Source organism: Paenibacillus sp. 1-18, from assembly GCF_000520755.1.
Classification (GTDB): Bacteria; Bacillota; Bacilli; order Paenibacillales; family Paenibacillaceae; genus Paenibacillus; species Paenibacillus brasilensis.
In genome coordinates this window covers 36,925-58,064 of sequence record NZ_ASSB01000376.1, presented here as the reverse complement: position 1 = coordinate 58,064, position 21,140 = coordinate 36,925, and the positions used below count along the sequence as shown (strand labels likewise).

General features: G+C 47.9%; 21 protein-coding genes. 20 read left to right on the top strand and 1 reads right to left on the bottom strand.

All coding sequences use genetic code 11. The features are described 5' to 3' along the window. Positions 1–16: 16 nt before the first annotated feature. The 7 genes from L693_RS0125485 to L693_RS0125455 all read left to right on the top strand — a co-directional run bounded on the left by L693_RS0125485 (position 17) and on the right by L693_RS0125455 (position 5,599). Complete coding sequence (locus L693_RS0125485) at positions 17–616, top strand: NUDIX hydrolase (RefSeq protein ID WP_025721068.1); 600 nt, start codon at positions 17–19, stop codon at positions 614–616. A gap of 5 nt (positions 617–621) precedes the next feature. Further along, positions 622–1,818, top strand: coding sequence for an endonuclease Q family protein (locus L693_RS0125480; protein WP_025721065.1), 1,197 nt, complete (start codon positions 622–624; stop codon positions 1,816–1,818). Between the two features lie 191 nt (positions 1,819–2,009). Beyond that, complete coding sequence (spoIIM, locus tag L693_RS0125475) at positions 2,010–2,663, top strand: stage II sporulation protein M (RefSeq protein ID WP_025721064.1); 654 nt, start codon at positions 2,010–2,012, stop codon at positions 2,661–2,663. A gap of 100 nt (positions 2,664–2,763) precedes the next feature. Next, positions 2,764–3,261 carry a ferric iron uptake transcriptional regulator gene (gene fur / locus L693_RS0125470; protein ID WP_025721062.1) on the top strand — a complete coding sequence of 166 codons (498 nt, stop codon included), beginning with the start codon at positions 2,764–2,766 and terminating at the stop codon, positions 3,259–3,261. Between the two features lie 199 nt (positions 3,262–3,460). Further along, entirely contained in the window at positions 3,461–3,703 is a 243-nt protein-coding gene (locus tag L693_RS0125465) for a DUF4227 family protein (RefSeq protein ID WP_025721061.1), read from the top strand. A 42-nt stretch (positions 3,704–3,745) separates the two neighbouring features. Continuing rightward, positions 3,746–4,690, top strand: coding sequence for a site-specific tyrosine recombinase XerD (gene xerD / locus L693_RS0125460; RefSeq protein ID WP_025721059.1), 945 nt, complete (start codon positions 3,746–3,748; stop codon positions 4,688–4,690). 84 nt (positions 4,691–4,774) lie between these two features. Further along, complete coding sequence (locus tag L693_RS0125455; RefSeq protein WP_025721057.1) at positions 4,775–5,599, top strand: purine-nucleoside phosphorylase; 825 nt, start codon at positions 4,775–4,777, stop codon at positions 5,597–5,599. Positions 5,600–5,726: 127 nt separating this feature from the next. Here the strand turns inward: L693_RS0125455 and L693_RS0125450 are convergent, their stop codons facing one another. Beyond that, positions 5,727–6,938, bottom strand: coding sequence for an O-antigen ligase family protein (locus tag L693_RS0125450; protein ID WP_025721056.1), 1,212 nt, complete (start codon positions 6,936–6,938; stop codon positions 5,727–5,729). Between the two features lie 164 nt (positions 6,939–7,102). Between L693_RS0125450 and L693_RS0125445 the strand changes: the two genes are divergently transcribed. The 13 genes from L693_RS0125445 (at position 7,103) to L693_RS0125385 (ending at position 21,098) form a co-directional block, all read left to right on the top strand. Next, positions 7,103–8,746: a glycosyl hydrolase family 28-related protein gene (locus L693_RS0125445; protein WP_025721055.1), complete on the top strand. Its 1,644-nt coding sequence runs from the start codon at positions 7,103–7,105 to the stop codon at positions 8,744–8,746. A gap of 214 nt (positions 8,747–8,960) precedes the next feature. Beyond that, complete coding sequence (locus L693_RS0125440; RefSeq protein WP_025721053.1) at positions 8,961–10,154, top strand: D-alanyl-D-alanine carboxypeptidase family protein; 1,194 nt, start codon at positions 8,961–8,963, stop codon at positions 10,152–10,154. 96 nt (positions 10,155–10,250) lie between these two features. Continuing rightward, on the top strand, positions 10,251–10,604 hold the full coding sequence (spoIIAA, locus tag L693_RS0125435; protein WP_049825277.1) for an anti-sigma F factor antagonist: 354 nt from the start codon (positions 10,251–10,253) through the stop codon (positions 10,602–10,604). Continuing rightward, on the top strand, positions 10,601–11,056 hold the full coding sequence (spoIIAB, locus tag L693_RS0125430) for an anti-sigma F factor (protein WP_013310781.1): 456 nt from the start codon (positions 10,601–10,603) through the stop codon (positions 11,054–11,056). Before spoIIAA ends, spoIIAB begins: the two co-directional genes overlap by 4 nt. Before the next feature lie 11 nt (positions 11,057–11,067). Continuing rightward, positions 11,068–11,823, top strand: a complete 756-nt coding sequence (sigF, locus tag L693_RS0125425; RefSeq protein WP_025721051.1) for an RNA polymerase sporulation sigma factor SigF — start codon at positions 11,068–11,070, stop codon at positions 11,821–11,823. 173 nt (positions 11,824–11,996) lie between these two features. Next, positions 11,997–12,650, top strand: coding sequence for a stage V sporulation protein AA (locus L693_RS0125420; protein ID WP_025721050.1), 654 nt, complete (start codon positions 11,997–11,999; stop codon positions 12,648–12,650). After that, on the top strand, positions 12,647–13,069 hold the full coding sequence (locus L693_RS0125415) for a stage V sporulation protein AB (protein WP_007430884.1): 423 nt from the start codon (positions 12,647–12,649) through the stop codon (positions 13,067–13,069). The genes L693_RS0125420 and L693_RS0125415 overlap by 4 nt, the downstream gene beginning before the upstream one ends. Before the next feature lie 26 nt (positions 13,070–13,095). Next, a complete protein-coding gene (locus L693_RS0125410; RefSeq protein WP_025721049.1) occupies positions 13,096–14,790 on the top strand; it encodes a spore germination protein in 1,695 nt (564 codons plus the stop codon). 110 nt (positions 14,791–14,900) lie between these two features. After that, positions 14,901–16,268, top strand: coding sequence for a diaminopimelate decarboxylase (gene lysA / locus L693_RS0125405; RefSeq protein WP_025721047.1), 1,368 nt, complete (start codon positions 14,901–14,903; stop codon positions 16,266–16,268). Between the two features lie 160 nt (positions 16,269–16,428). Beyond that, positions 16,429–16,863: a peptidylprolyl isomerase gene (locus L693_RS0125400; RefSeq protein ID WP_007430881.1), complete on the top strand. Its 435-nt coding sequence runs from the start codon at positions 16,429–16,431 to the stop codon at positions 16,861–16,863. A gap of 244 nt (positions 16,864–17,107) precedes the next feature. Next, on the top strand, positions 17,108–18,121 hold the full coding sequence (locus tag L693_RS0125395; RefSeq protein WP_025721044.1) for a 2-oxoacid:acceptor oxidoreductase family protein: 1,014 nt from the start codon (positions 17,108–17,110) through the stop codon (positions 18,119–18,121). Then, positions 18,121–20,409, top strand: a complete 2,289-nt coding sequence (locus tag L693_RS0125390) for a thiamine pyrophosphate-dependent enzyme (protein WP_025721042.1) — start codon at positions 18,121–18,123, stop codon at positions 20,407–20,409. The genes L693_RS0125395 and L693_RS0125390 overlap by 1 nt, the downstream gene beginning before the upstream one ends. 221 nt (positions 20,410–20,630) lie before the next feature. After that, positions 20,631–21,098: an IDEAL domain-containing protein gene (locus L693_RS0125385; RefSeq protein WP_025721041.1), complete on the top strand. Its 468-nt coding sequence runs from the start codon at positions 20,631–20,633 to the stop codon at positions 21,096–21,098. The last annotated feature ends 42 nt before the right edge of the window (positions 21,099–21,140 follow it).

Here is a 21,140-nt window from a genome sequence, read left to right as displayed (position 1 = left end):
GAAGGAGACATACCGGATGAACGACCAAGTGAATCATCAAACGAGTGACACACATCGCAAGCCTTATTCCAATCCTGCATTAGAGGAAAAGACGGTGTCCACGCAGCCGATTTTTGAAGGAAAGGTCATTACGTTACAGGTGGACACGGTAGAGCTGCCCGACGGCTCCACTGGAAAGCGTGAAATCGTGAAGCATCCGGGTGCGGTGGCTGTATTGGCGCTGCATCAAGGGAAGATGCTGGTCGTGGACCAGTACAGACAGGCTATGGGGCGCTGTGAGATGGAAATCCCAGCAGGCAAGCTGGAACGAGGCGAAGATCCGATGGAAGCGGCGAGACGTGAGCTGAAAGAAGAGACAGGTTATAACGCCAAGTCGTTAAGGCTGCTGCATTCCTTTTATACGTCCCCCGGCTTTGCAGATGAAATCATTCATCTATATGTGGCTGAGGATATGGAGGCAGGGGAAATGGAGCCGGATGAGGATGAATTTCTGGAGCCGTTTGAGGTGACGCTGGAAGAAGCACAGGCGTTCATTCGTGAAGGACGGATTAGTGACGCGAAAACGATTTTGGCTGTCTATGCATGGCAGCTCCAACAACACACAGGGAGCTTTTAAAAAATATGAACGGAAATAAGGTAGAACTTACAGATTATTTCGCTGACCTCCATATTCATATCGGCAGAACAGAGAAGGGAGATCCGGTCAAAATCAGTGGCAGCCGCGATCTCACCTTCGCTAACATCGCCAAGGAAGCCTCCGCTCGCAAGGGGATCGGACTGATCGGAATCATTGATTGCCACGCACCAAATGTACAGGAAGATATTCGAGCCTATTTGCATACGGGGGAAATGACGGAAATCAACGGCGGTGGCATCGCATACCGTGATACAGTGGTTCTTCTAGGCACGGAGCTGGAATTTCGAGCCGAAGGACGTCCTGAAGCGCACGTACTGGCCTATTTTCCTAATCTGGCGGTGATGGAGGATTTTACGCAATGGATGGCCCGGCATATGAAAAATGTCAATCTCAGCTCACAGCGTATCTATGCACCACCACGCGAGTTACAGCAGCAAATTTACGGGCGTGGGGGCATCATCGTGCCTGCGCATGTGTTTACCCCTCATAAGGGCATCTACGGCAGCTCTGCGGCCCGCATGGAAGAACTGCTCGATATGGAGCTCATAAGTGGAGTGGAGCTGGGACTCAGCGCAGATTCATCTATGGCCGGAATGATCTCGGAACTGGATCGTTTCAGTTTTCTAACTAATTCCGATGCCCACTCGCTTGGGAAAATCGGACGAGAATACAACAAATTATCGCTTATGCAGCCATGCTTTGGTGAATTCAGAATGGCTTTGGAGCGGCGGGAAGGACGACGGGTGTGTGCCAACTACGGATTAAACCCCAAGCTGGGCAAATACCACCGTTCTTACTGTCAAAGCTGCGGTACGATTATTGACGAGCAACAGATGGCGGATGAACGTTGTCCAGACTGTGGTCATCCCAAGCTGGTGCGGGGCGTGCTGGATCGAATATGGAGCATTGCCGACCGTGAACAGCCCGTGATTCCCTCACATCGACCGCCGTACATTTACCAGATTCCGCTAGAATTTATCCCTGGTCTGGGCAAAGCCAAGCTGAACCATCTGCTGACCGCGTTTGGAACGGAAATGAATATCCTGCATAAGGTCAGCCAGGGAGAACTGGCAGCAGTTGTCGGCGACGTATTGGCAGAGCAAATCATACTGTCTCGTGAGGGACGGCTTTCTCTCGTGTCCGGCGGAGGCGGAACATACGGCAAAATAGCCAAGTCCTAGCAAGTCACGCCCTGATAAAGTCATATCAGCATCCGCTTGTTCATAACCATAAAATAACCTCAAATATATTTATGCCGCCGCAGGCTTGGCACATCTTTTGTGAATCTTTACTGCCACCATTCATAGCCATCAGCCGTCGGTTTCCGGTTGTTTTTTGGACAAACAAGCAGATGAAAGGGGCACAGACGCCGATGCAATGGTTTCGTCATACGTTAAAGGATCAGACGCCGTATTATGTTTTTTTGGCTGTGCTGTTTCTGGTGGGAGTTGTCTTTGGTGCTCTAATGGTAAATGCGCTCTCGCTGGAGCAGCTACAGGATTTGTCGCGCTACCTGAAGGACTTTTTTGCGACGGTCAATCAAAATGAGCAGGGCTTTGCTGATCCGCAGGCAGTCTCGACCTTTTGGGATAGCGTGTCCTTGCATTTGAAATGGGTCGGGTTAATCTGGGTGTGCGGCCTTTCAGTCATCGGTCTTCCCGGTATTCTCGTGCTGAACTTTCTCAAGGGTGTACTTATCGGATTTTCAGTCGGCTATTTGGTAGGGCAATATTCGTGGAAAGGGCTGTTATTTTCTCTCGTCTCGGTTGCTCCTCATAACCTGCTCGTGATTCCGGTGCTGCTTGTGTGCAGTGTGGCTGCGATGACCTTTTCCATTCATATGATCAAAACTAAAATACTCGCTACCCGTCCGTCTGACGGGATGCTGCGTCCTTTGCTGTCTTACGCAGGACTGACGGCTGTAATGATGCTGCTTCTCGTCGGCAGCGCGTCCTTTGAAACCTGGATCACCCCGGTTATGATGCAATGGGTCACTCCTATGCTGACGGCTTCCCTACCGTCTTAACCTGCTTCAAAATGTTTGACTTTATTTGTATACACCCCCTATAATAATAGGAGTGAAAAAAAGTGCAGTAGGCAGTAGCTTTACAGGGGGAGGGAGACACATGGAAGCACGGATCGAAAAAATTAAGCAGCAGCTGCAATCCCAGGGCTACAAACTAACGCCTCAGCGGGAAGCCACCGTTAGAGTTTTACTTGAGAACGAAGATGATCATCTGAGTGCGGAAGATGTATTTATGCTCGTCAAAGAGAAAGCTCCCGAAATCGGTCTGGCAACCGTATACCGTACCCTAGAACTGCTAAGTGAACTGCATGTCGTGGAGAAAATTAATTTTGGTGATGGCGTGGCACGTTATGATTTGCGTGGCGATACGACCAAACATCATCACCACCATTTGATATGTGTGCAGTGCGGCAGTGTAGATGAAATACTGGAAGATTGGCTTGGGCCTTTGGAAGAGCGTCTGGAACGGGAATATAATTTTACCGTAGTGGATCATCGTTTGGACTTCCACGGTATTTGTTATCGTTGTAAGGCGAAGAACGATACGACCGTTCAAAAGTCTTTGGGCAAAAACAAGAAAAACAAATCTCAGGATTAATAAGCTGACAACCCAAGCTCTCACCGACGAAGACGTGTTCGGGGGAGCTTTTTTGGCTGGGGATTTTTCAGTTAAAGACTTTTTTTTGCTTCGGGATGAGCTATACAGGACCAAGCGGTATAAAAAGGAATAGCTTGTCATATCCTTCCCTATAGAGCCTGAACAGGTTCTATATTCTGGGAAAAGGCGGCTGATCCACATGGTAATATCCTTGCGAAAAGGACTTAAATGGCTGCGGATGGTCATATTGTTCGGGGCTTTGGCATGTATGCTCTTTTATAGCCTCAGATTGTTTACGGATTGGATATCACCTGTAGATCATTACTGGATACCAGAAGGGCATGCAGTTAAGGTATTTGGCGGACAGGAATTGTCTGAGGGAACTGAGCATCAAATGGTGTTGTTGGAGCGTTTACGTTTCTTTTACTGGTATGGGGAATAGCTATGAATCGCTGTAGGTAGAACAAGGAGACTTTTACTACTCATGAAAATATATATTCAACCTTTCGTTCGATATATGGAAGAGGAAAAGGGCTTGTCGCACAGCACATTGGAAGCGTATCATCGGGACGTACAGCAGTTTGCCGAGTTTGCAGAAACCTGTGGCCTTGAGCAGCCGGACAACGTCCAGCGGTCACATCTGGTGCTGTATATGGGACATTTGAAGGAACAGGGGAAAGCAGCGGCGACGATCTCTCGCAGCGTTGCCTCCATTCGCTCCTTTTTTCATTTTCTGATTCGGGAGGGGATAGCAGGCCACGATCCGTCTGTTCTGCTAGAGTTGCCGAAAGCGGCCAAAAAGAAGCCATCGGTGCTTACGCAGGCTGAGATAGATCGTTTGCTGTCAGCACCTAATTTGACTGCCCCGCAGGGCGTACGGGATAAGGCGATGCTGGAGCTGCTGTATGCAACAGGTATTCGCGTATCCGAGCTGATTGCTCTGAACGTACGTGATGTGCGTACCGATCTGCGTTTTGTTCACTGTGGCGGCGAGGCAGGCAAGGAGCGTGTAGTGCCGATTAGCCGGGAAGCGGCACACTGGGCGCAGGCCTACATAGAGGAGCAGCGTCCATCGTTGCTGAGCTCCGTGCAGGACGAAGAAGCCCAGGCGGTGCAGGAAGCCTTGTTCTTGAATGTATCCGGACAGCGTCTCAGTAGACAGGGCTTTTGGAAAATAATTAAGAAGTACGGTCAGGAGGCAGGCATAAGCGAGGATATTATGCCGCGTGCGCTGCGGCATTCCTTTGCGGTACATATGCTGGAGGGCGGAGCTGATTTGCGCTCTGTACAGGAAATGCTGGGCCATGCCGATCTGTCCACGACGCAGGTATATGCACAGACGGCCAGACGGAGCATGAAGGAAGTATATGAAAAGCATCACCCGCACGGCAGCAACCGCACTTCTCATGAAAGCAAGGAACATCGGTAAAGAATCGGTACGATGCCCTGCTATCATAAGAAAAGTGTGACGATCACTATAACATAACGAGTGTACAAGTCAGGAGAGATATTGATGTCAACAGCCAACCAAGCTATGATTCAGGAAGCAGCAGAGTATATTTATTCCAAGAGCGGAATTCGTCCGGAAATTGGTCTTATTCTAGGATCGGGACTCGGGATTCTGGCCGATTTGATTCAGGATGGAATTAGCATTCCCTATCAGGACATTCCCCATTTTCCCGTATCGACGGTAGAAGGACATGAGGGAGAATTATTGCTAGGTTTGATTGAAGGTCGCGCTGTAGTCATGATGAAGGGACGCTTCCACATGTACGAGGGCTATGGCCCGCAGCTTACAGCATTCCCTGTTCGGGTCATGAAGCAACTGGGTATTCAAAGTCTACTGGTGACGAATGCGGCAGGTGGCGTAAATACATCTTACCAGGCAGGCGATCTGATGGTCATTTCGGATCATCTTAATCTGACAGGACAGAATCCGTTGATTGGACCGAATGATGCGGGGCTGGGCGTTCGTTTCTCTGATATGTCAGAGGCATACAGCCGCCGTCTGCGTGAAATTGCCAGACAAACAGCTGTCCAGCAGGGCTTTAGCTTGCAGGAAGGTGTATATGCCGGTCTGCTGGGACCAAACTACGAAACGCCTGCTGAAATCGTCATGCTGCGTACACTGGGCGCAGACGCGGTCGGTATGTCGACCGTGTCTGAGGTTATTGTAGCTCGTCATGCGGGCATTGAGGTGCTAGGGTTCTCCTGTATCACGAATATGGCCGCAGGCATTCTGGATCAGCCTTTGTCCCATGATGAAGTGATGGAGACGGCGGAAAAGGTACGAGAGCAATTTTTGAAGCTTGTGCTGGCGATTATTCCACAAATGTAGATAAAGTTATGCCGCTGAGTTAAAGAGGTGGCATGTAAGCAAAGAACCCCATATCCGAGCGCCCGCTGTTGGCCTAGGATATGGGGTTCTTTTTTGCGTCAAATGGTCTGAGTGCGGGGGATATCTTCTAATGAAGCGGGGATGTGCTCAATGCTGTCAAATTTGTTTTTTCAGCTACAGCCAGTCTATGCCGCTCCTGTACCTTGATGACAATCACCATAAAAATGATCCAGTAGATGGATAGTGAGTTCAGAAAACGACTGTCCGTTATATTGTTTAATACGATGAATAGGAAAAAGACCGCTGCTGTCAGCCATGTATACATATCAGCTTTGCCAATTCTGAATTTAAGTAAAGTGGTTATAACGAGTGTGATCGTGGCGAGGAGTCCTGTGAGGCCTACGTCGATCCACAAATCCCGGAAGCCGCTATGGCTGCTTGTCAGGTCAAACCGGATTCCACCCGCATAGATACTGGGCCGGGCTGCCCAGTAGGAGCCGTAACCATGACCAAACCAGTAATGGCTCTGAATAGCACCAGCAATCCCCTGCCAGATTTCAGTCCTTCCGGTCAGGGTTGTTGTTTTGCCGAACTCCGATGCAATTGCATCTCCATAAGTAAAAGTGACTACCAAGCCCAGCAGTACAATTAGACAGGAAGTGCTGATGAAAAAACCACGTAACGAAACGCTTCGAATTCTTTTAAATAGCAATATAAACAAAATGAATGCGAACAGCGAGGATGTCAGCACCAACGAGGTGGTAGATTGGCATTTAATGAGCAATAGGGTATTGAGTAAAATAAAGCCAATATGCAATGCTTTGCGTCTTCCTCTGAAGAAGTAAATAACATGTGAAACAAAACTTAATAGAGACAGGGTCCCGAGAGTGTTTTTGTGACCGGAGATTCCCTTCCACAGCCCAGTATGTTCTACACCTCCATGAATGGCAAAGGAGGGTACGAGTATAACAGCCAGTAGGTTAAGTACACTCAAAATACTTAACGTAACAACGAGTAGGCGAATGCAGTCCTGTGCTGTGTAGTGAGTCACGAAATAAAGGCCGAAGGTAGAGACGGCAAGGAACTTAAGCACCATCAGCATGGACGAGGTCTGCTCCTGTTCAGCCCACAAGCAGGAGGCGGCAATGTACATGATGAGCAAAGTCAGTAACGGATTGTCGACTAAAGTTACGATCACCGTTTTAAGCGAAGGCAGCAGCATGATGTAGCTGAATAACAGAATAAGCAGGGAAATCGTGATGACTCTGGGGGATAGGCCCTGACAGGCGAAAGGAATTGAAAAAGCCATTAAACCGGCCACTGTGAGTATGTGTTTCACGTTTTCACCGCCTAGATACGTTATGTATCTATATTATACAAATTGTATCGTCTTGTACAATAATAAAATATTTGTTTTCATTTTTTCAAGCCTAGAGCAAGCTCTCTTGTGCATATACTCAGTCCATGCCAATAATATGTTTTTTGTAAAATGGGGGTGTTCGGGTGACGGATCTTTTTACAGACCGTTTGAAGCTGAATTTGAGTGGTACAGGCAAAGAGTTGACACCACAGCAATTGAAGGACAATTTTAAAACCATTGAAAAAGAATTCCTCCAACGCAGTGTAAACGCAAGCTGGTTTGGAGCCGTTGGTGACGGTGTTCAGGATGACACGGCTGCCTTGCAGGAATTGATTAATAAGATCCCCGATTATTCCATTCTTCACATTCCCAGTGGACGGTACAAAATAACCTCAACTCTTAACATTCGCAAGCAGGGCGTTCGCATTTTTGGCATCCATAAGGGCAGATACCGACAAGGCAAGGGAGTTACGTCCATTGAATTTTATGGTACGGGCCCTTGTTTTCAGATTGGAGACGAGAGTCTGCCTTCATTTAGTGGTTTTCAAAATGTACAGTTTCATGACCTGTCGATCCGCTATGAAGGTACCGCTAGAGGCGCATTAAATAATCCGTTTTCACAGTCGGTGAAGCGCGGATATTATGGCAAAGGTACTGTAGGCATTCAGGATTGGAGGGGCGGCGGAGTTATTCTGGATAACGTGTTGATTGAGCATTTTGAAACGGCTTTTTGGGGTTATGAAAGCGATGTGAATTTATTTAATTGCACGGAGATTAATTACAATAAGACAGGGATTCACCTGCAGAATAGAAGCTCACAGTTTACAAGCATTGCGCTTTTTACATTGGGAAACGATACGGCGCTGGATCTTAATAGCTCCAACGGTGCCAGATTTATGGCTAGCCAGCATATCATGGACGGAAGCTCAACGGATATCCCTATTCTAATTAATGATTTTATGAATGCTGAATTTATAGGCTGCTGGTTTGAGGGATTGAGCAGAGAGCATAAGGTGACCGTGCCTTCTTTTATTCAGGTTGGTGCAACCAAGGAAACGAAAAACGTTGCCCTGCGCGACTCTATTTTGGCGATAGCTGACAAATACGATGATACCCAATCTGTGTGTAACTATTTTGTGGATGTGATCATTGGCAAAAAAGTTTTGGTGGACGAGGTGGGTGGTTATCCCCGTAATCTAAAGCAGCTTATTTCGTTTTCCGGCAGCTCATCCACACAGCAGGTGACACTTCGTTCGCATTTGGATTTTAGCTACAGCAATAATCGTTATGATGAGAACAACGGGACAGGGCAGGCTTTGCTGCTGGTGGAGAAATATTCGGATAATGGAATTGAGCATTTGTATGAAACCTTCGTCAAAGCCTATCTGGGAGCAAGGCAATCTCTCCCTGCAGGTAGCTGGCAGAAGGTAAACTTCAATCAAATCAACGATGATGATCTAACCGAATTCGATGCAGCAAGTAGTCGTTGGCGGGCCAAACGGGCTGGGAAATACAGAATACAAGTGTACATTTCGACCGATCCCCAGGTGGATGGAAATCGCACACGGCTCGCACTTCACTTGAATGATGAACAGGTTACAGGAGGCTCTGCTTATGCCTATCTTGATGACAGGATTATGGGTGGAATGAACTATAGCGCTTTGAGCGGGGCTATGGAAATGAAGCTGGAGGCAAATTCTTTTATTGATATACGGGTGTTCAGTCAGAATAAAACAGATATTTTGCCAGGGGGAGGGATTACGTATCTCACCGTTAGCCGAATTTAAACGAAGATTCTACCAGATCATAGATGTTCTGTATATGTAAAATCAGGAAATTTAGCGCCATGCTGACTCAGCTTGGTGCTATTTGATGTTTTTTGCCATATGGAATATTTTTCATCCATTCTGACGACAATGGTTAGCAGCACGCGAATAGGCCGGAGGGATAAGTATACGGGCTCCGGTGCTTTCCGCCAATATGTTGAGGAGGGAACCGATTGTGAAGAAAAAAGTGGTGGCGTTTATTCTGGCTTGTCTCGTGGCCTGGACTGCTGTCCCCGTCGGCGGTTGGGCCGAAGAAAGCAAACCTGAAAGCAAACCCAAAGAGGGCTCAGCGGCGGAACTGGCTCCTGAGGCTCACTCGGCGATCCTGATGGATGCAGATACCGGCACAGTTATTTATGAAAAAAACAGTCGTGAAAAGCTTCCTCCAGCAAGCATCACCAAAATTATGACGATGTTGCTAACGATGGAAGCTATTGATAACGGCAAGCTCAAGCTAACCGATAAAGTGCGGGCCAGTGAATATGCATCTTCAATGGGCGGCTCGCAAATTTTTCTGGAGCCGGGAGAAGAAATGACGGTCGACGAGATGTTGAAGGGAATTGCGATGGCCTCCGGGAACGATGCTTCCGTGGCCATGGCTGAGAAAATTGCAGGGTCTGAGCAGGCTTTTATCGAGATGATGAATGCCAAGGTACAGCAGCTAGGACTCAAGGATACTCATTTTGCCAATTGCAACGGTTTACCAGTGAAAAATCACTATTCTTCAGCGCATGATATTGCGGTTATGAGCCGGGAGCTGTTGAAATATCCGCAAATTACGAAGTATACAGGAGCATATCAGGACTATTTGCGCAAATCCTCGGTCAAGCCCTTTTGGCTGGTGAATACCAATAAGCTTGTGCGCTTCTATACCGGAGCAGATGGGCTGAAAACAGGCTATACGTCAGAAGCGAAGTTTTGTCTTTCCGCTACTGCAAAACGTGATGGCTTGCGCGTCGTAGCGGTTGTGCTAGGTGAACCGAATACCAAGACACGCAACAATGAAGTATCATCAATGTTCGACTACGCCTTTTCTCAATATACAATGAAATCTATATACAAGCCGGGTGACCTGCTGGGAAGTGTAAAAGTTGAAAAAGGTGTATTGCCGGAATTAAAAATTCAGGCAGATCGCTCCTACAGTGTGCTGGTGAAAAAAGGCGGAACTCAACAAACATTGCGTCATGAACTGCAACTGGCCCCAAGCCTTAAAGCTCCGGTCCGTGCAGGTGATCCGGTCGGCAAGCTGGTCGTCTATCAGGATGGTCAACGGCTAAAGGAGTTCAACATCACTTCGCCTGTAGCTATCGAGAAGGCCGGATGGTGGAAATTGCTAAAGCGTACCATGTCGAACCTATTTTCTTTGTAGATTTTACGGGGTTTTCTTCTAGTTTTGTCGGAGGGCAGGAATCGTCTGCGACTGCGTAGAAATCCTTGTCCAAGACGGGGAGGAGAGTGAGTAAGCATGAACCTGCAAATTGAAATGGAGCAACATCGGGGGGTACTTATTGTAAGACTGTCCGGTGAGCTTGATCACCATACGTCGGACATGGTCCGCATGCAAATGGATGAGGCGATTCAGCGTCGGCAATGCGAGCATATCGTAATCAGCCTGAAGAATCTTCAGTTTATGGACAGCTCCGGACTTGGCGTTATTCTGGGGCGGTACAAGCTGATCAAGCAAAAGGGCGGGAAAATGGCAGTTTGTGATGTCAATCCGCCAGTATATCGTTTGCTGGAGATGTCGGGGTTGTTTAAGATTATGCCTATCTATGACAACGAGGGAAATGCGCTCGCGGAACTGGAGGTCGTATCATGAGAGAAGGCACGGGAAACAATTTCATGAGCTTGCAGTTTGCCGCCAAATCCGAGAATGAAGCTTTTGCCCGCGTGGCTGTTGCAGCTTTTATTTCCAGGCTTGACCCTACAATGGATGAGTTGAGTGACTTGAAAACCGTGGTGTCTGAAGCGGTGACAAACAGTATTATTCACGGGTATGACAGTGATCCGTCAGGTGTCGTAACGATTAAAGTCGGTATTGAAGCGGACGTGATTACGCTGGTCGTTGAAGATGCAGGACGGGGAATCGAGGATCTGGAGCTGGCCAAGCAGCCTTTGTATACATCCAAGCCTGAGCTGGAACGCTCGGGTATGGGATTTACCATTATGGAAAACTTCATGGATGAGTTTGAGGCAGTCAGTGAGCCGGGCGGAGGCACGTCGGTCCGGATGAAGAAAAGGATTGAATCCAAGAAAGCTTTATACAATTAGGGGTTGATCCTATGGAAGCAGGAGGAAAAAAAACTTCACACAGCTATTTGGAGGATGCGGAAGTCAAGCGGCTCATTGCGTTAAGTCAATCTGGTGACAATGATGCCCGTGAGACGCTGGTCAATAGTAATATCCGGCTCGTTTGGTCTGTCGTGCAGCGCTTTATGAACCGGGGATATGAACCTGACGATCTTTTTCAAATTGGTTGCATCGGTTTGTTGAAATCGGTGGATAAATTTGATCTCAGCTATGAAGTCAAATTTTCAACCTATGCGGTACCGATGATTATTGGCGAGATTCAACGGTTTCTTCGTGATGATGGGACACTCAAGGTTAGCCGTTCCCTGAAGGAGACAGCCAATAAGGTTCGCAAAATGAAGGACGAGCTTTCCAAACGGCTCAACCGCCTGCCTACGGTCAAGGAAGTTGCCGATGAGCTGGGAGTTACGCCAGAGGATGTTGTTTTTGCGCAGGAGGCGAATAAACCGCCTACCTCCATTCACGAAACAGTGTTCGAAAATGACGGTGACCCTATCACGCTCATGGACCAGATTGCTGACGAATCACAGGAACGATGGTTCGACAAGCTGGCACTAAACGAGGCCATCGGCGGACTTTCCGAGCGGGAACGGTTAATTGTCTACCTGCGTTATTACCGCGATCAGACCCAGTCGGAGGTTGCAAGTCGACTTGGTATTTCCCAGGTCCAGGTATCTCGGCTGGAAAAAAAGATTTTGCAGCTGATTCGCGATCAGATTGCCCAATAATAGCAGTCAGGATTTTGTAAATTTTTTTGCTTACGTGAGTCTAAAGAGTATTCCAAAGCCATTCTAATGGCGTAGGATACTCTTTTTTGTGTAGGAAAAAGGATGAGCGAAGAATAGGTTTCCTTGCTTCGTTCCATAATAATCGGTAATTACGAGGATAAGGAGGGGATCGGATGACTCATAATCCGGCTCCTACAGTGGCTCCTATAGTTTACTTGCGGCTCCGCAGCCGTGTACGCATGATACAAGGACAGGACTTGCATTTGGGAGATGTAGCCCACCTGCTGGCCGATCCCGAATGGGAAACCGAGCTGCTTGAGCTTGTTCTCAAGCAGCCGCAGAAGCAGGACGGCAATTTGATACTGGTAGACATGCTACAAATCATTTCCAAAATTAGAGAGCATATTCCGGGCGTCGTAGTTGAATCTCTTGGCAAGCCGCATGTGCTCGTGGAACTCGTGGAGAAGCCCCGCAAGCCATCCAAAATACTGTTTGTTTTGGTATGGGTGCTTCTGTTTTTTGGCTCTGCATTAACGATTATGAATTTTCATGCTGACGTCAGCATGATGGAGGTTCAGGTTCGGATTGTAGAGATGATTACGGGACATAAGGATGAACATCCGTACCTGTTTCAAATTGCCTACTCGATCGGTATCGGCTTTGGCATGATCATATTCTTCAATCACTTGTTCAAAAAAAAGTGGAACGAGGAGCCGACGCCGCTGGAGGTGGAAATGTATTTGTATCAGGAAAATGTGGATCAGTACGTTGTGGCGGAGGAATATGAAAAAATGGCCCGCCTGCATTCAAAGGATAAGCAGCCATGACATTTGTACAGGGCGCGCTGCAGATTATTTTGGGCATCGCTGGAGGTCTGGCAGTGGGGAGCGGCGTAATCGCGTTTTTTATTGTGCTGGATATCATGCCGCGATTGGCCCAGCTCACCCGCACATATAAAAAGTCACGTGCATACGAAAAGGCGATGGTCTTAGGTTCAGTGGTGGGAACCGTGGCTGATTTTTGGAATATTTGCTTGCCATTACCAAAATTTTTTACATGGATACCCGGGTTATTTTGTGGATTGTTTATTGGTTTGCTCGCCGCAGCTTTAACAGAGGTATTAAATCTTCTGCCCATACTGGCCAAGAGACTTCATATGTCCGTCTATATGTTTGGCTTGCTGATGGCGATGGTACTTGGAAAGGTAACGGGTTCCTTATTCGACTGGTTTATATATAACCGATAACAATGAAAGCAGAGGGGACTAACGAGATGGATCACAGGGCAGATCAAGAGCATCAGGAGCATGTTCAGGCAGACGGAGCAATAGGAAGGGAAAATGATACTGACGGGGAAAATCTGAGCTTATGGAAGCAAAAGCAAGAGCAGGAAGCGAACCGTCTTAAGCACAAAAAAGAAAGTGAGCGTTCTGATAATGTAGAGGAATCCATTCGATATTGGCAGATTGAGGATGATATTTCGCCAAAGATGAAGGATAATCGCGAAACACTCAAAATGGTATTGGGTCTGGGAGAGACTTTTGATGTTGTATTCAGGGAAATGACAACGGGTGGCCGCCATATCGGGTATCTGTTCCTGAATACCTTTGCCAAGGATCAGATCATGCTTGAGGTGCTAAAGCGGCTCACCTATCTGACGCCGGATGATCTGACTTCAGATGGGCTGCAAGCATACTTTGAATATTATATCCCGCATATTCAAGTGGAAAAGACGGACAAAATGTCGGTTGTCATCAATAAAGTGCTGGCAGGCTATAGTGCCTTATTTATGGAAGGCGAGCGTTTTTCCGTCGTTCTGGATACCCGTAATTACCCCGTACGTAGTCCGGAGGAGCCTTCGTTGGAGCGAGTCGTGCGCGGCTCCCGGGATGGATTTACCGAGACGATGCTTACGAATGTAGGGCTGGTACGCCGTCGTTTGCGAGACCCCGGACTTAAGTTTGAGGCTATGCAGGTTGGACGCCGAACCAGAACGGACATATGCCTGGGCTACATTGATGACATCGTGGATAAGGTGATGGTGGATACCGTACGCGACAAAATTAAAAACGTCAATCTGGACGGAATTCCGCTGGCGGACAAGCAATTAGAGGAGACGATTATCAATAAAGGCTGGAATCCATATCCATTGGTACGATATTCGGAGCGACCAGATGTCGTGGCTTCGCATATTATGGAAGGAAGACTCGTTATTTTCGTAGATACCTCACCCAGTGTAATGATCTTGCCAACCACTTTTTTTGACTTGTGTCAGCATGCGGAAGAAAATCGCCAGACGGCATTTATGGGAAGCTATTTGCGCTGGGTACGCTTTATTGGAATTTTCGCCTCGATGTTTTTGCTTCCGATGTGGCTGCTTATGGTTATCAATCCTGAACTAAAACCGACATTTCTCGATTTTATCGGTCCTCAAAAGCAAGCTCACCTTCCGCTGATCGCCCAGTTTATCATCGTGGAGCTAGGGGTCGATCTTATGCGTATGGCTGCTGTCCATACACCCACACCGCTAGCTTCCGCAATGGGCTTGATCGCAGCCGTTTTGGTCGGTGATATTGCGGTTAAGTCAGGGCTGTTTGTGAATGAGGTTGTGCTGTACATGGCTGTAGCTGCTATCGGAATGTTCGCAACACCGAGCTATGAGCTGGGACTGGCCAATAGACTGATTCGGCTATTTCTACTGATCGCTGTAGCTATTTTCCATGTTCCAGGCTTTGTTGTAGGCACGACGCTGATCATATTGATGCTGACGCTGCATCGGTCATACAATTCTTCGTACTTGTGGCCGTTCATCCCTTTTAATGCCAAGGCGTTAGCTTCCATTTTGTTTCGCGTGCCTGTACTAGATGCGCCTAGCCGCCCGTCATTTAATAAAACAAGGGACAATACGCGTATGCCCCATACGAATGCCAATACAGATTCGGACTCAGGCAATGGACAGGAGCATTAATCTAAATGATCTGCATAAAAATCCATTGTTCTTAATGTTTTTTTTGCTATACTGGTGTAAACATTCGATGGAATATGAATAGCTTGTTCCAGAAAGAGAGGCGCCAGAACATGTATTTGCATGGAAGCAGTAAAATTAACAGCAATGGACATTTGGAAATTGGCGGATGTGATACAACGCTTTTGAAAGAGCGTTTTGGAACACCACTATATATTGTAGATGAACAGTTAGTACGCCGGCGCTGTCGGGAGTTTATAGAAGCTTTTCATGAAACCGGGTTGAAGTTTCAAGTTGCTTATGCAAGCAAAGCATTTTGTGTCATGGCGATGTGCGCTTTGGCAGCAGAAGAAGGGATGTCGCTCGACGTTGTTTCCAGTGGAGAGCTGTTCACTGCGCTTCAAGCAGGATTTCCGGCGGAGCGAATCCATTTTCACGGCAACAACAAAACACCGGAAGAAATTGAAATGGCGCTGGATGCGCAAATTGGCTGCTTCGTGGTCGACAGCGAGATGGAGCTTCATTTGCTGCAGGCCCTTGCTTCCGAGCGGAAACAGCAGGTCAATATTTTATTGCGGGTTACCCCGGGGGTAGAGGCGCACACGCATGAATATATGGCCACAGGCCAGGAGGACTCAAAATTTGGTTTTGACATTGCGAACGGTACAGCGCGCCAAGCGGTGGAGAAGGCTATCGGGTTGAATCATCTGAACCTGTTGGGGATACATTCCCATATCGGCTCGCAAATTTTTGAAGTGAACGGCTTCCAAATGGCTGCCGAACGGGTTGCCGTTTTTTCCAGAGAAATCAAGGAACAGCTTCAGTTTTCTTTCAAGGTTATTAATCTGGGTGGAGGATTTGGCATTCGTTACACAGATGAGGACACACCGTTAAAAATTTCCACCTATGTACAGGCTATCGGCGAAGCGGTTAAAACCCATTTTTCCGGGCTTTATGATGAGCTTCCAGAAATTTGGATTGAACCGGGACGCAGTATTGTAGGCGATTCGGGCACAACCTTATACACGGTAGGAAGCATCAAGGATATTCCGCAGGTACGGAAATATGTCTCGGTAGACGGCGGTATGACGGATAATCCGCGTCCGGCGTTATATCAGGCCAAGTATGAAGCGATGCTGGCGAATCGGGCACAGGATGCGAATGAAGAGACCGTGTCCATTGCAGGCAAATGCTGTGAAAGCGGCGATATGCTGATTTGGGATGTGGAGCTGCCTCGCCCGATTAGTGGGGATTTGCTCGCTGTTGCCTCAACCGGAGCCTACAATTACTCCATGGCAAGTAATTATAACCGGATACGCCGCCCGGCGGTGGTATTCGTCAACAATGGCGAAGCCGAACTGGTGGTGCGTCGGGAAACCTACGAAGATATCGTACGCAACGATGTTGTACCGCAGCGCTTGGTTCGTGAGTCAGCCAGTTCAGCGGTTCATCCGGGCGCCAAAATTACCGTTTCGTCCTGATTTTTGATATGTGTGAGTAAGCAGACCATTGAGCCGGGGATATTATACCGGTACAGTGGTCTTTTTTTGGGACAAGGCTTTGCTAAGTGCAGCAATTCATAGTAAACTGGAACTTGATGTTATTTAGCTTTCAAAACAGGTTGAAAAGGAGATACAAACAATGAAAAAAGGTAGAATAGATCTTGAAAACGGCGGTATCGTCGAAATTGATTTTTTCCCGGAAGAAGCTCCTAATACGGTTGCTAACTTTGAAAAGCTGGCTAACAGCGGCTTCTACAACGGTCTGAGCTTCCACCGTGTCATTCCGGGCTTTGTTGCTCAAGGCGGTTGCCCAATCGGCAATGGCACAGGCGGCCCTGGATACACCATTGACTGTGAAACTGCTACGAATACCACAAAGCATGCCAAAGGCGTTTTGTCCATGGCTCATGCAGGCCGCAACACAGGTGGCAGCCAATTCTTCATCTGCTACGCTCCACAGCCGCACTTGGATGGGGTACATACTGTATTTGGCAAAGTGACCAAAGGTATGGAATTTATTGATGCTGTAAAACAAGGCGACAAAATGAAAGAGGTTAAAGTATTTGACGCATAAAATGCCGTTAACTACTTGATTTCTTGTATAGCTACAATTAGGCCGTTCTGTCTTTCGACAGGGCGGCTTTTTGTTGTCTTTTGTTTGACGGTTTGCTGTTTTTCACAATAACGCAGTAATTAAAGTGAGTAAGATCACATTCGAAAAGTAAGCGTTATGATAGCCTTCTCATGAGAATGCATTTTTTTAATTTTTTATGAGTATTTAAGCTCAGTCAAGGTGCAAAAGAAGGGGGCTTATCACATTGTCCATTTTAACGCGTACAAATCGACTCGGATTTTTTGAAATCCGGCTGGAATCCATTGGTGGACTCGGTGCTAATCTGGCTGGCAAAATGCTAGCCGAAACCGGGGTGCTTGGTTTGGGGCTAAATGCTTCAAATTTCTCGTCCTACGGTTCAGAAAAGAAAGGAACTCCTGTTAAAAGCTTTGTCCGCTTCTGTGATCCAGAGGTTGACATCCGTGACCACAGTCCGATCGAACAACCACATGTGGTAGGCATTTTCCATGAAACGTTATACAAAACAGTAAAAGTGATCAGCGGACTTCCAGCTGATGGGATTGTTGTAGTCAATTCTACCCGACCGGCAGAGGAAATACGGGCAGATTTGGGACTGGTATCCGGTACACTGGCGGTAGTGGATGCGATGGGCATCGCACTGGAGGAGCGAACCAAACTGAATACGTCCATGCTCGGCGCCTTGTTCCGTGTATGTGATTTTTTAGACCCGGAAGCGATGAGATCGGTTATTCGCAGTACATTTGAAAAGAAAAATCCACAGCTGGTGGAGCCTAATCTGCGTACATTCAACCGTGGTTTTGACGAAATGGAGCTACACGTATATCCAGTTACCAGTGACGCGCAGGATCGGATTTTTGAACGACCACAGCCTTTGCTGGGTTATGAAACACAAGCATTGGGGGGCGTTATTGCCACACAGGGGAACAGTATGACGAGGGATGTTAGTGGCTCGCGTCAAGGTTATGTGCCTGAGTATGAAGCTGATAAATGTACTCAATGTGCCAAATGTGATTCGATTTGCCCGGATTACTGTTTTGTGTGGGAAGAGCAAGCAGACAAACGCGGAAGAATGATGCCATTTTTGCAAGGGATTGATTACCAGTACTGTAAAGGTTGTCTGAAATGCGTAGATATTTGCCCTTCGGGAGCGTTAAGCTCGCGGCGCGAGCAATGGGGATGGGCGGAACAGCATCGAGTTGCCCACCAATTTCCGGTATATGAAGGAGGTCGTATGTAATGGCGAAACTGGAGGAGGAGCTTAAACAAACAGGCGCCGCACAAGTGACCACGTTCGAATCCGGTAATGAAATGGCAGCTACAGCGGCTGCGCAAATCAATTATCATATGATGGGATATTTTCCGATCACTCCGTCGACTGAGGTGGCGCAGTATCTGGATCAGATGAGAACGAGAGGTCAGCATAACATCAAGCTGGTCGCAGCGGATGGAGAACACGGATCGGCAGGGATATGCTATGGTGCCGCAGCAGCGGGTGCAAGAGTGGTCAACGCCACCAGTTCACAGGGCTTTCTGTACATGCTGGAGCAGCTGCCTGTTCAGTCCGGTACCCGTTTCCCTATGGTGATGAATCTGGTGACACGCGCAGTCAGCGGCCCGTTGGATATCCGGGGGGATCATTCGGATCTGTATTACGGTCTGAATACGGGCTGGGTGATTTTGACGGCAAGCACGCCGCAGGCTGTATATGATATGAATATCATGGCCTTGAAAATTGCGGAGCACAGCGATGTTCGTTTGCCTGTGATGGTTGCTTATGACGGTTTTTATACTTCACATCAGAAGCGCAGAGTGCAATATTTTGCCGACGCGGAGACGGTTCGGGATTTTGTGGGGCCGAATCCCAACCTGAATTATGCGAATATTTTGGATTTTGATCATCCGGTCACGGTAGGCGCCCATATGAATGGCGATGATCTGACGAACAATCACGCCCAGCTGTCTGAGGCATTAAGACGGTCTGAAGGAGTATATGAGCAGGTTGCGGCTGAATATGCCTCATTATCCGGTCGGGAATATCCGATTTTGGATCTTTATCATATGGAAGATGCCGAGGTTGCGGTATTCCTGCTGAATTCGGCGGCTGAATCGGCCAAGGACGTGGCGGATCAGCTCCGCGCGCGCGGCATTAAGGCCGGAGTCGTTCGTCCGAATATCATCCGGCCATTCCCGGCCGCGCAGCTGCGTGAGGCACTGCGCCACGTCAAGGCGCTGGTGGTTGGCGAGCGTGCGGATTCGTATGGCGCCGATGGCGGTAATTTAACGCACGAAATCAAGGCGGCTTTGCAGGAGGACCCGCTGAACAAGACGACTGTATTGTGCCGCATTTTTGGCCTTGGCGGCAAGGATTTTTATGCGGAAGACGCAGAGGCGTTCTTCCAGCTGGCGATCGAGGCGGCAGAGGCCGGTCGTGCGGAGAAGCCATTTGATTATTACGGCATTCATCCGGGTTCACCGGATAAGGTGATGCCGCAGGTCATGCAGCCGCCACGGGGTGATGCGTACCGCACGGGACTGATTCAGGTCACGCCGGACGAGGCGACTGGCAAGCTCAAGGTCAAGGTACCACCGCTGCGTTCGCTGACGACCAAGCCACGTCGTCTTACACCGGGTCACGGGGCTTGTCCGGGCTGCGGAGCATTATCTGCGCTCGAGCTGTTTTTCAAAGGGATTGAGGGCGATATTGTTGTATTGTTCCAGACAGGCTGCGTCTATGTGGTCACAACAGGTTATCCTTATACATCACACAAGCAACCGATGATCCACAACCTGTTTCAAAATGGAGCAGCTACACTTTCGGGAGCACTGGAAGCTTACTTGGAGATGAAGCGCCGCAATGAGATTGAGATGTCCGATGATCCGACCTTTATTATGATCAGTGGCGATGGCGGGATGGATATTGGCATGGGCTCCGCGATTGGTGCGGCTCTGCGCAATCATAAGCTGATCATGCTGGAATATGATAACGAGGGATACATGAACACAGGTTCGCAGCAATCGTATTCGACTCCGGTCGGTCATATGACCAGTACGTCGGGTGTAGGGAAGATGCAAAAAGGCAAGCAAGGGCATCACAAGGACACTGTGCAAATCATGGCCGCCTGCAATATCCCGTATGCCTTCACGGCGGCTGAAAGCCATCCGCAGGATATGCTGCGCAAAGCGGCCAAGGCGCAATGGTATGCAAATAATGTGGGAACGGCCTATGGAAAAATCCTGTGTGCCTGCCCGCTGAACTGGAAATCGGAAGATCGGCTGGGCACCAGCATTGTGGGGGCCGCTGTCGAGTCGTGCTTCTTCCCATTGTACGAAATTGAGCAGGGCAGTACGACGATTACGTACAATCCGGAAGACAAGGGAAAACGGATTCCAGCTGCAGAGTGGCTGAAATTAATGGGGAAAACAAAGCATTTACTTAAAGAGGAAGCTACGTTGGCTGCCTTTGAAGCAGAAATTGAACGCCGCTGGACCATTTTGAAAAAGAAACATGAAATTTCGGAGCTTTAATCCGCTTCATTGCATAATCCATTTTAAACATTGTTAGAAGATGTATAGATACCGATTCCAAAAAGATTCTTTGCGCTTGTTGCGTGAAGAATCTTTTTTGTCGTTTATGGGATGAAGCATAAAAAATCAGGTAATGATTTCCGATATAGGAGTGGAGGCCTATATGAAAATGAATAAATAAGAGTCTTCTTCTGAATTTTTAGATGCAATGAGGTGCAGGTATGATTAAGCTGAATACAGTTGAAATAATCGAAATTATAAAAAAGCAAATCCCCAAGGTCATGAACATTAAGCCCGTGGAGCTGAAATTTACAGATGACTTTGGACGGGCATCACTGGCGGGGACAGAACATAAATTTACATTGACTAATCAGCATTATTCCGCCAAGGTGATGGATTGCGTATTGGAGACGCAGGTGCGTCCGATATTAATGTGTGAAATTATTTATTTTCTAAAATGTGAGTTTATTGACGGGCATGTTGAGGTGCGGTTAGATTATGATGCAAGCTCTGAAGGCGGCCACGAACCTACGGCTTCAGCGGTTATAACCTTTGACCATGCTACGCAGCTCGGCCTGGAAGAACTGGCTGACCTGATTGATCTTGCCCTTCATATGAATGATAAAGCCTGGTTTGAAGAACTCTCCAGTCAATATGTTAAAACAAAGGCAGGAGCATCTATCCGATAACTTGCTTTTTTTAGAGGTCGGTGCTAAAATACGTAACAAGTT

Excerpts from the sequence above, each read along its gene's own strand:
- L693_RS0125485 (WP_025721068.1), top strand. The coding sequence starts at position 17 with ATGAACGACCAAGTGAATCATCAAACGAGTGACACACATCGCAAGCCT.
- L693_RS0125480 (WP_025721065.1), top strand. The coding sequence starts at position 622 with ATGAACGGAAATAAGGTAGAACTTACAGATTATTTCGCTGACCTCCAT.
- spoIIM (WP_025721064.1), top strand. The coding sequence starts at position 2,010 with ATGCAATGGTTTCGTCATACGTTAAAGGATCAGACGCCGTATTATGTT.
- fur (WP_025721062.1), top strand. The coding sequence starts at position 2,764 with ATGGAAGCACGGATCGAAAAAATTAAGCAGCAGCTGCAATCCCAGGGC.
- L693_RS0125465 (WP_025721061.1), top strand. The coding sequence starts at position 3,461 with ATGGTAATATCCTTGCGAAAAGGACTTAAATGGCTGCGGATGGTCATA.
- xerD (WP_025721059.1), top strand. The coding sequence starts at position 3,746 with ATGAAAATATATATTCAACCTTTCGTTCGATATATGGAAGAGGAAAAG.
- L693_RS0125455 (WP_025721057.1), top strand. The coding sequence starts at position 4,775 with ATGTCAACAGCCAACCAAGCTATGATTCAGGAAGCAGCAGAGTATATT.
- spoIIAA (WP_049825277.1), top strand. The coding sequence starts at position 10,251 with ATGAACCTGCAAATTGAAATGGAGCAACATCGGGGGGTACTTATTGTA.
- spoIIAB (WP_013310781.1), top strand. The coding sequence starts at position 10,601 with ATGAGAGAAGGCACGGGAAACAATTTCATGAGCTTGCAGTTTGCCGCC.
- sigF (WP_025721051.1), top strand. The coding sequence starts at position 11,068 with ATGGAAGCAGGAGGAAAAAAAACTTCACACAGCTATTTGGAGGATGCG.
- L693_RS0125420 (WP_025721050.1), top strand. The coding sequence starts at position 11,997 with ATGACTCATAATCCGGCTCCTACAGTGGCTCCTATAGTTTACTTGCGG.
- L693_RS0125415 (WP_007430884.1), top strand. The coding sequence starts at position 12,647 with ATGACATTTGTACAGGGCGCGCTGCAGATTATTTTGGGCATCGCTGGA.
- L693_RS0125410 (WP_025721049.1), top strand. The coding sequence starts at position 13,096 with ATGGATCACAGGGCAGATCAAGAGCATCAGGAGCATGTTCAGGCAGAC.
- lysA (WP_025721047.1), top strand. The coding sequence starts at position 14,901 with ATGTATTTGCATGGAAGCAGTAAAATTAACAGCAATGGACATTTGGAA.
- L693_RS0125400 (WP_007430881.1), top strand. The coding sequence starts at position 16,429 with ATGAAAAAAGGTAGAATAGATCTTGAAAACGGCGGTATCGTCGAAATT.
- L693_RS0125390 (WP_025721042.1), top strand. The coding sequence starts at position 18,121 with ATGGCGAAACTGGAGGAGGAGCTTAAACAAACAGGCGCCGCACAAGTG.
- L693_RS0125385 (WP_025721041.1), top strand. The coding sequence starts at position 20,631 with ATGATTAAGCTGAATACAGTTGAAATAATCGAAATTATAAAAAAGCAA.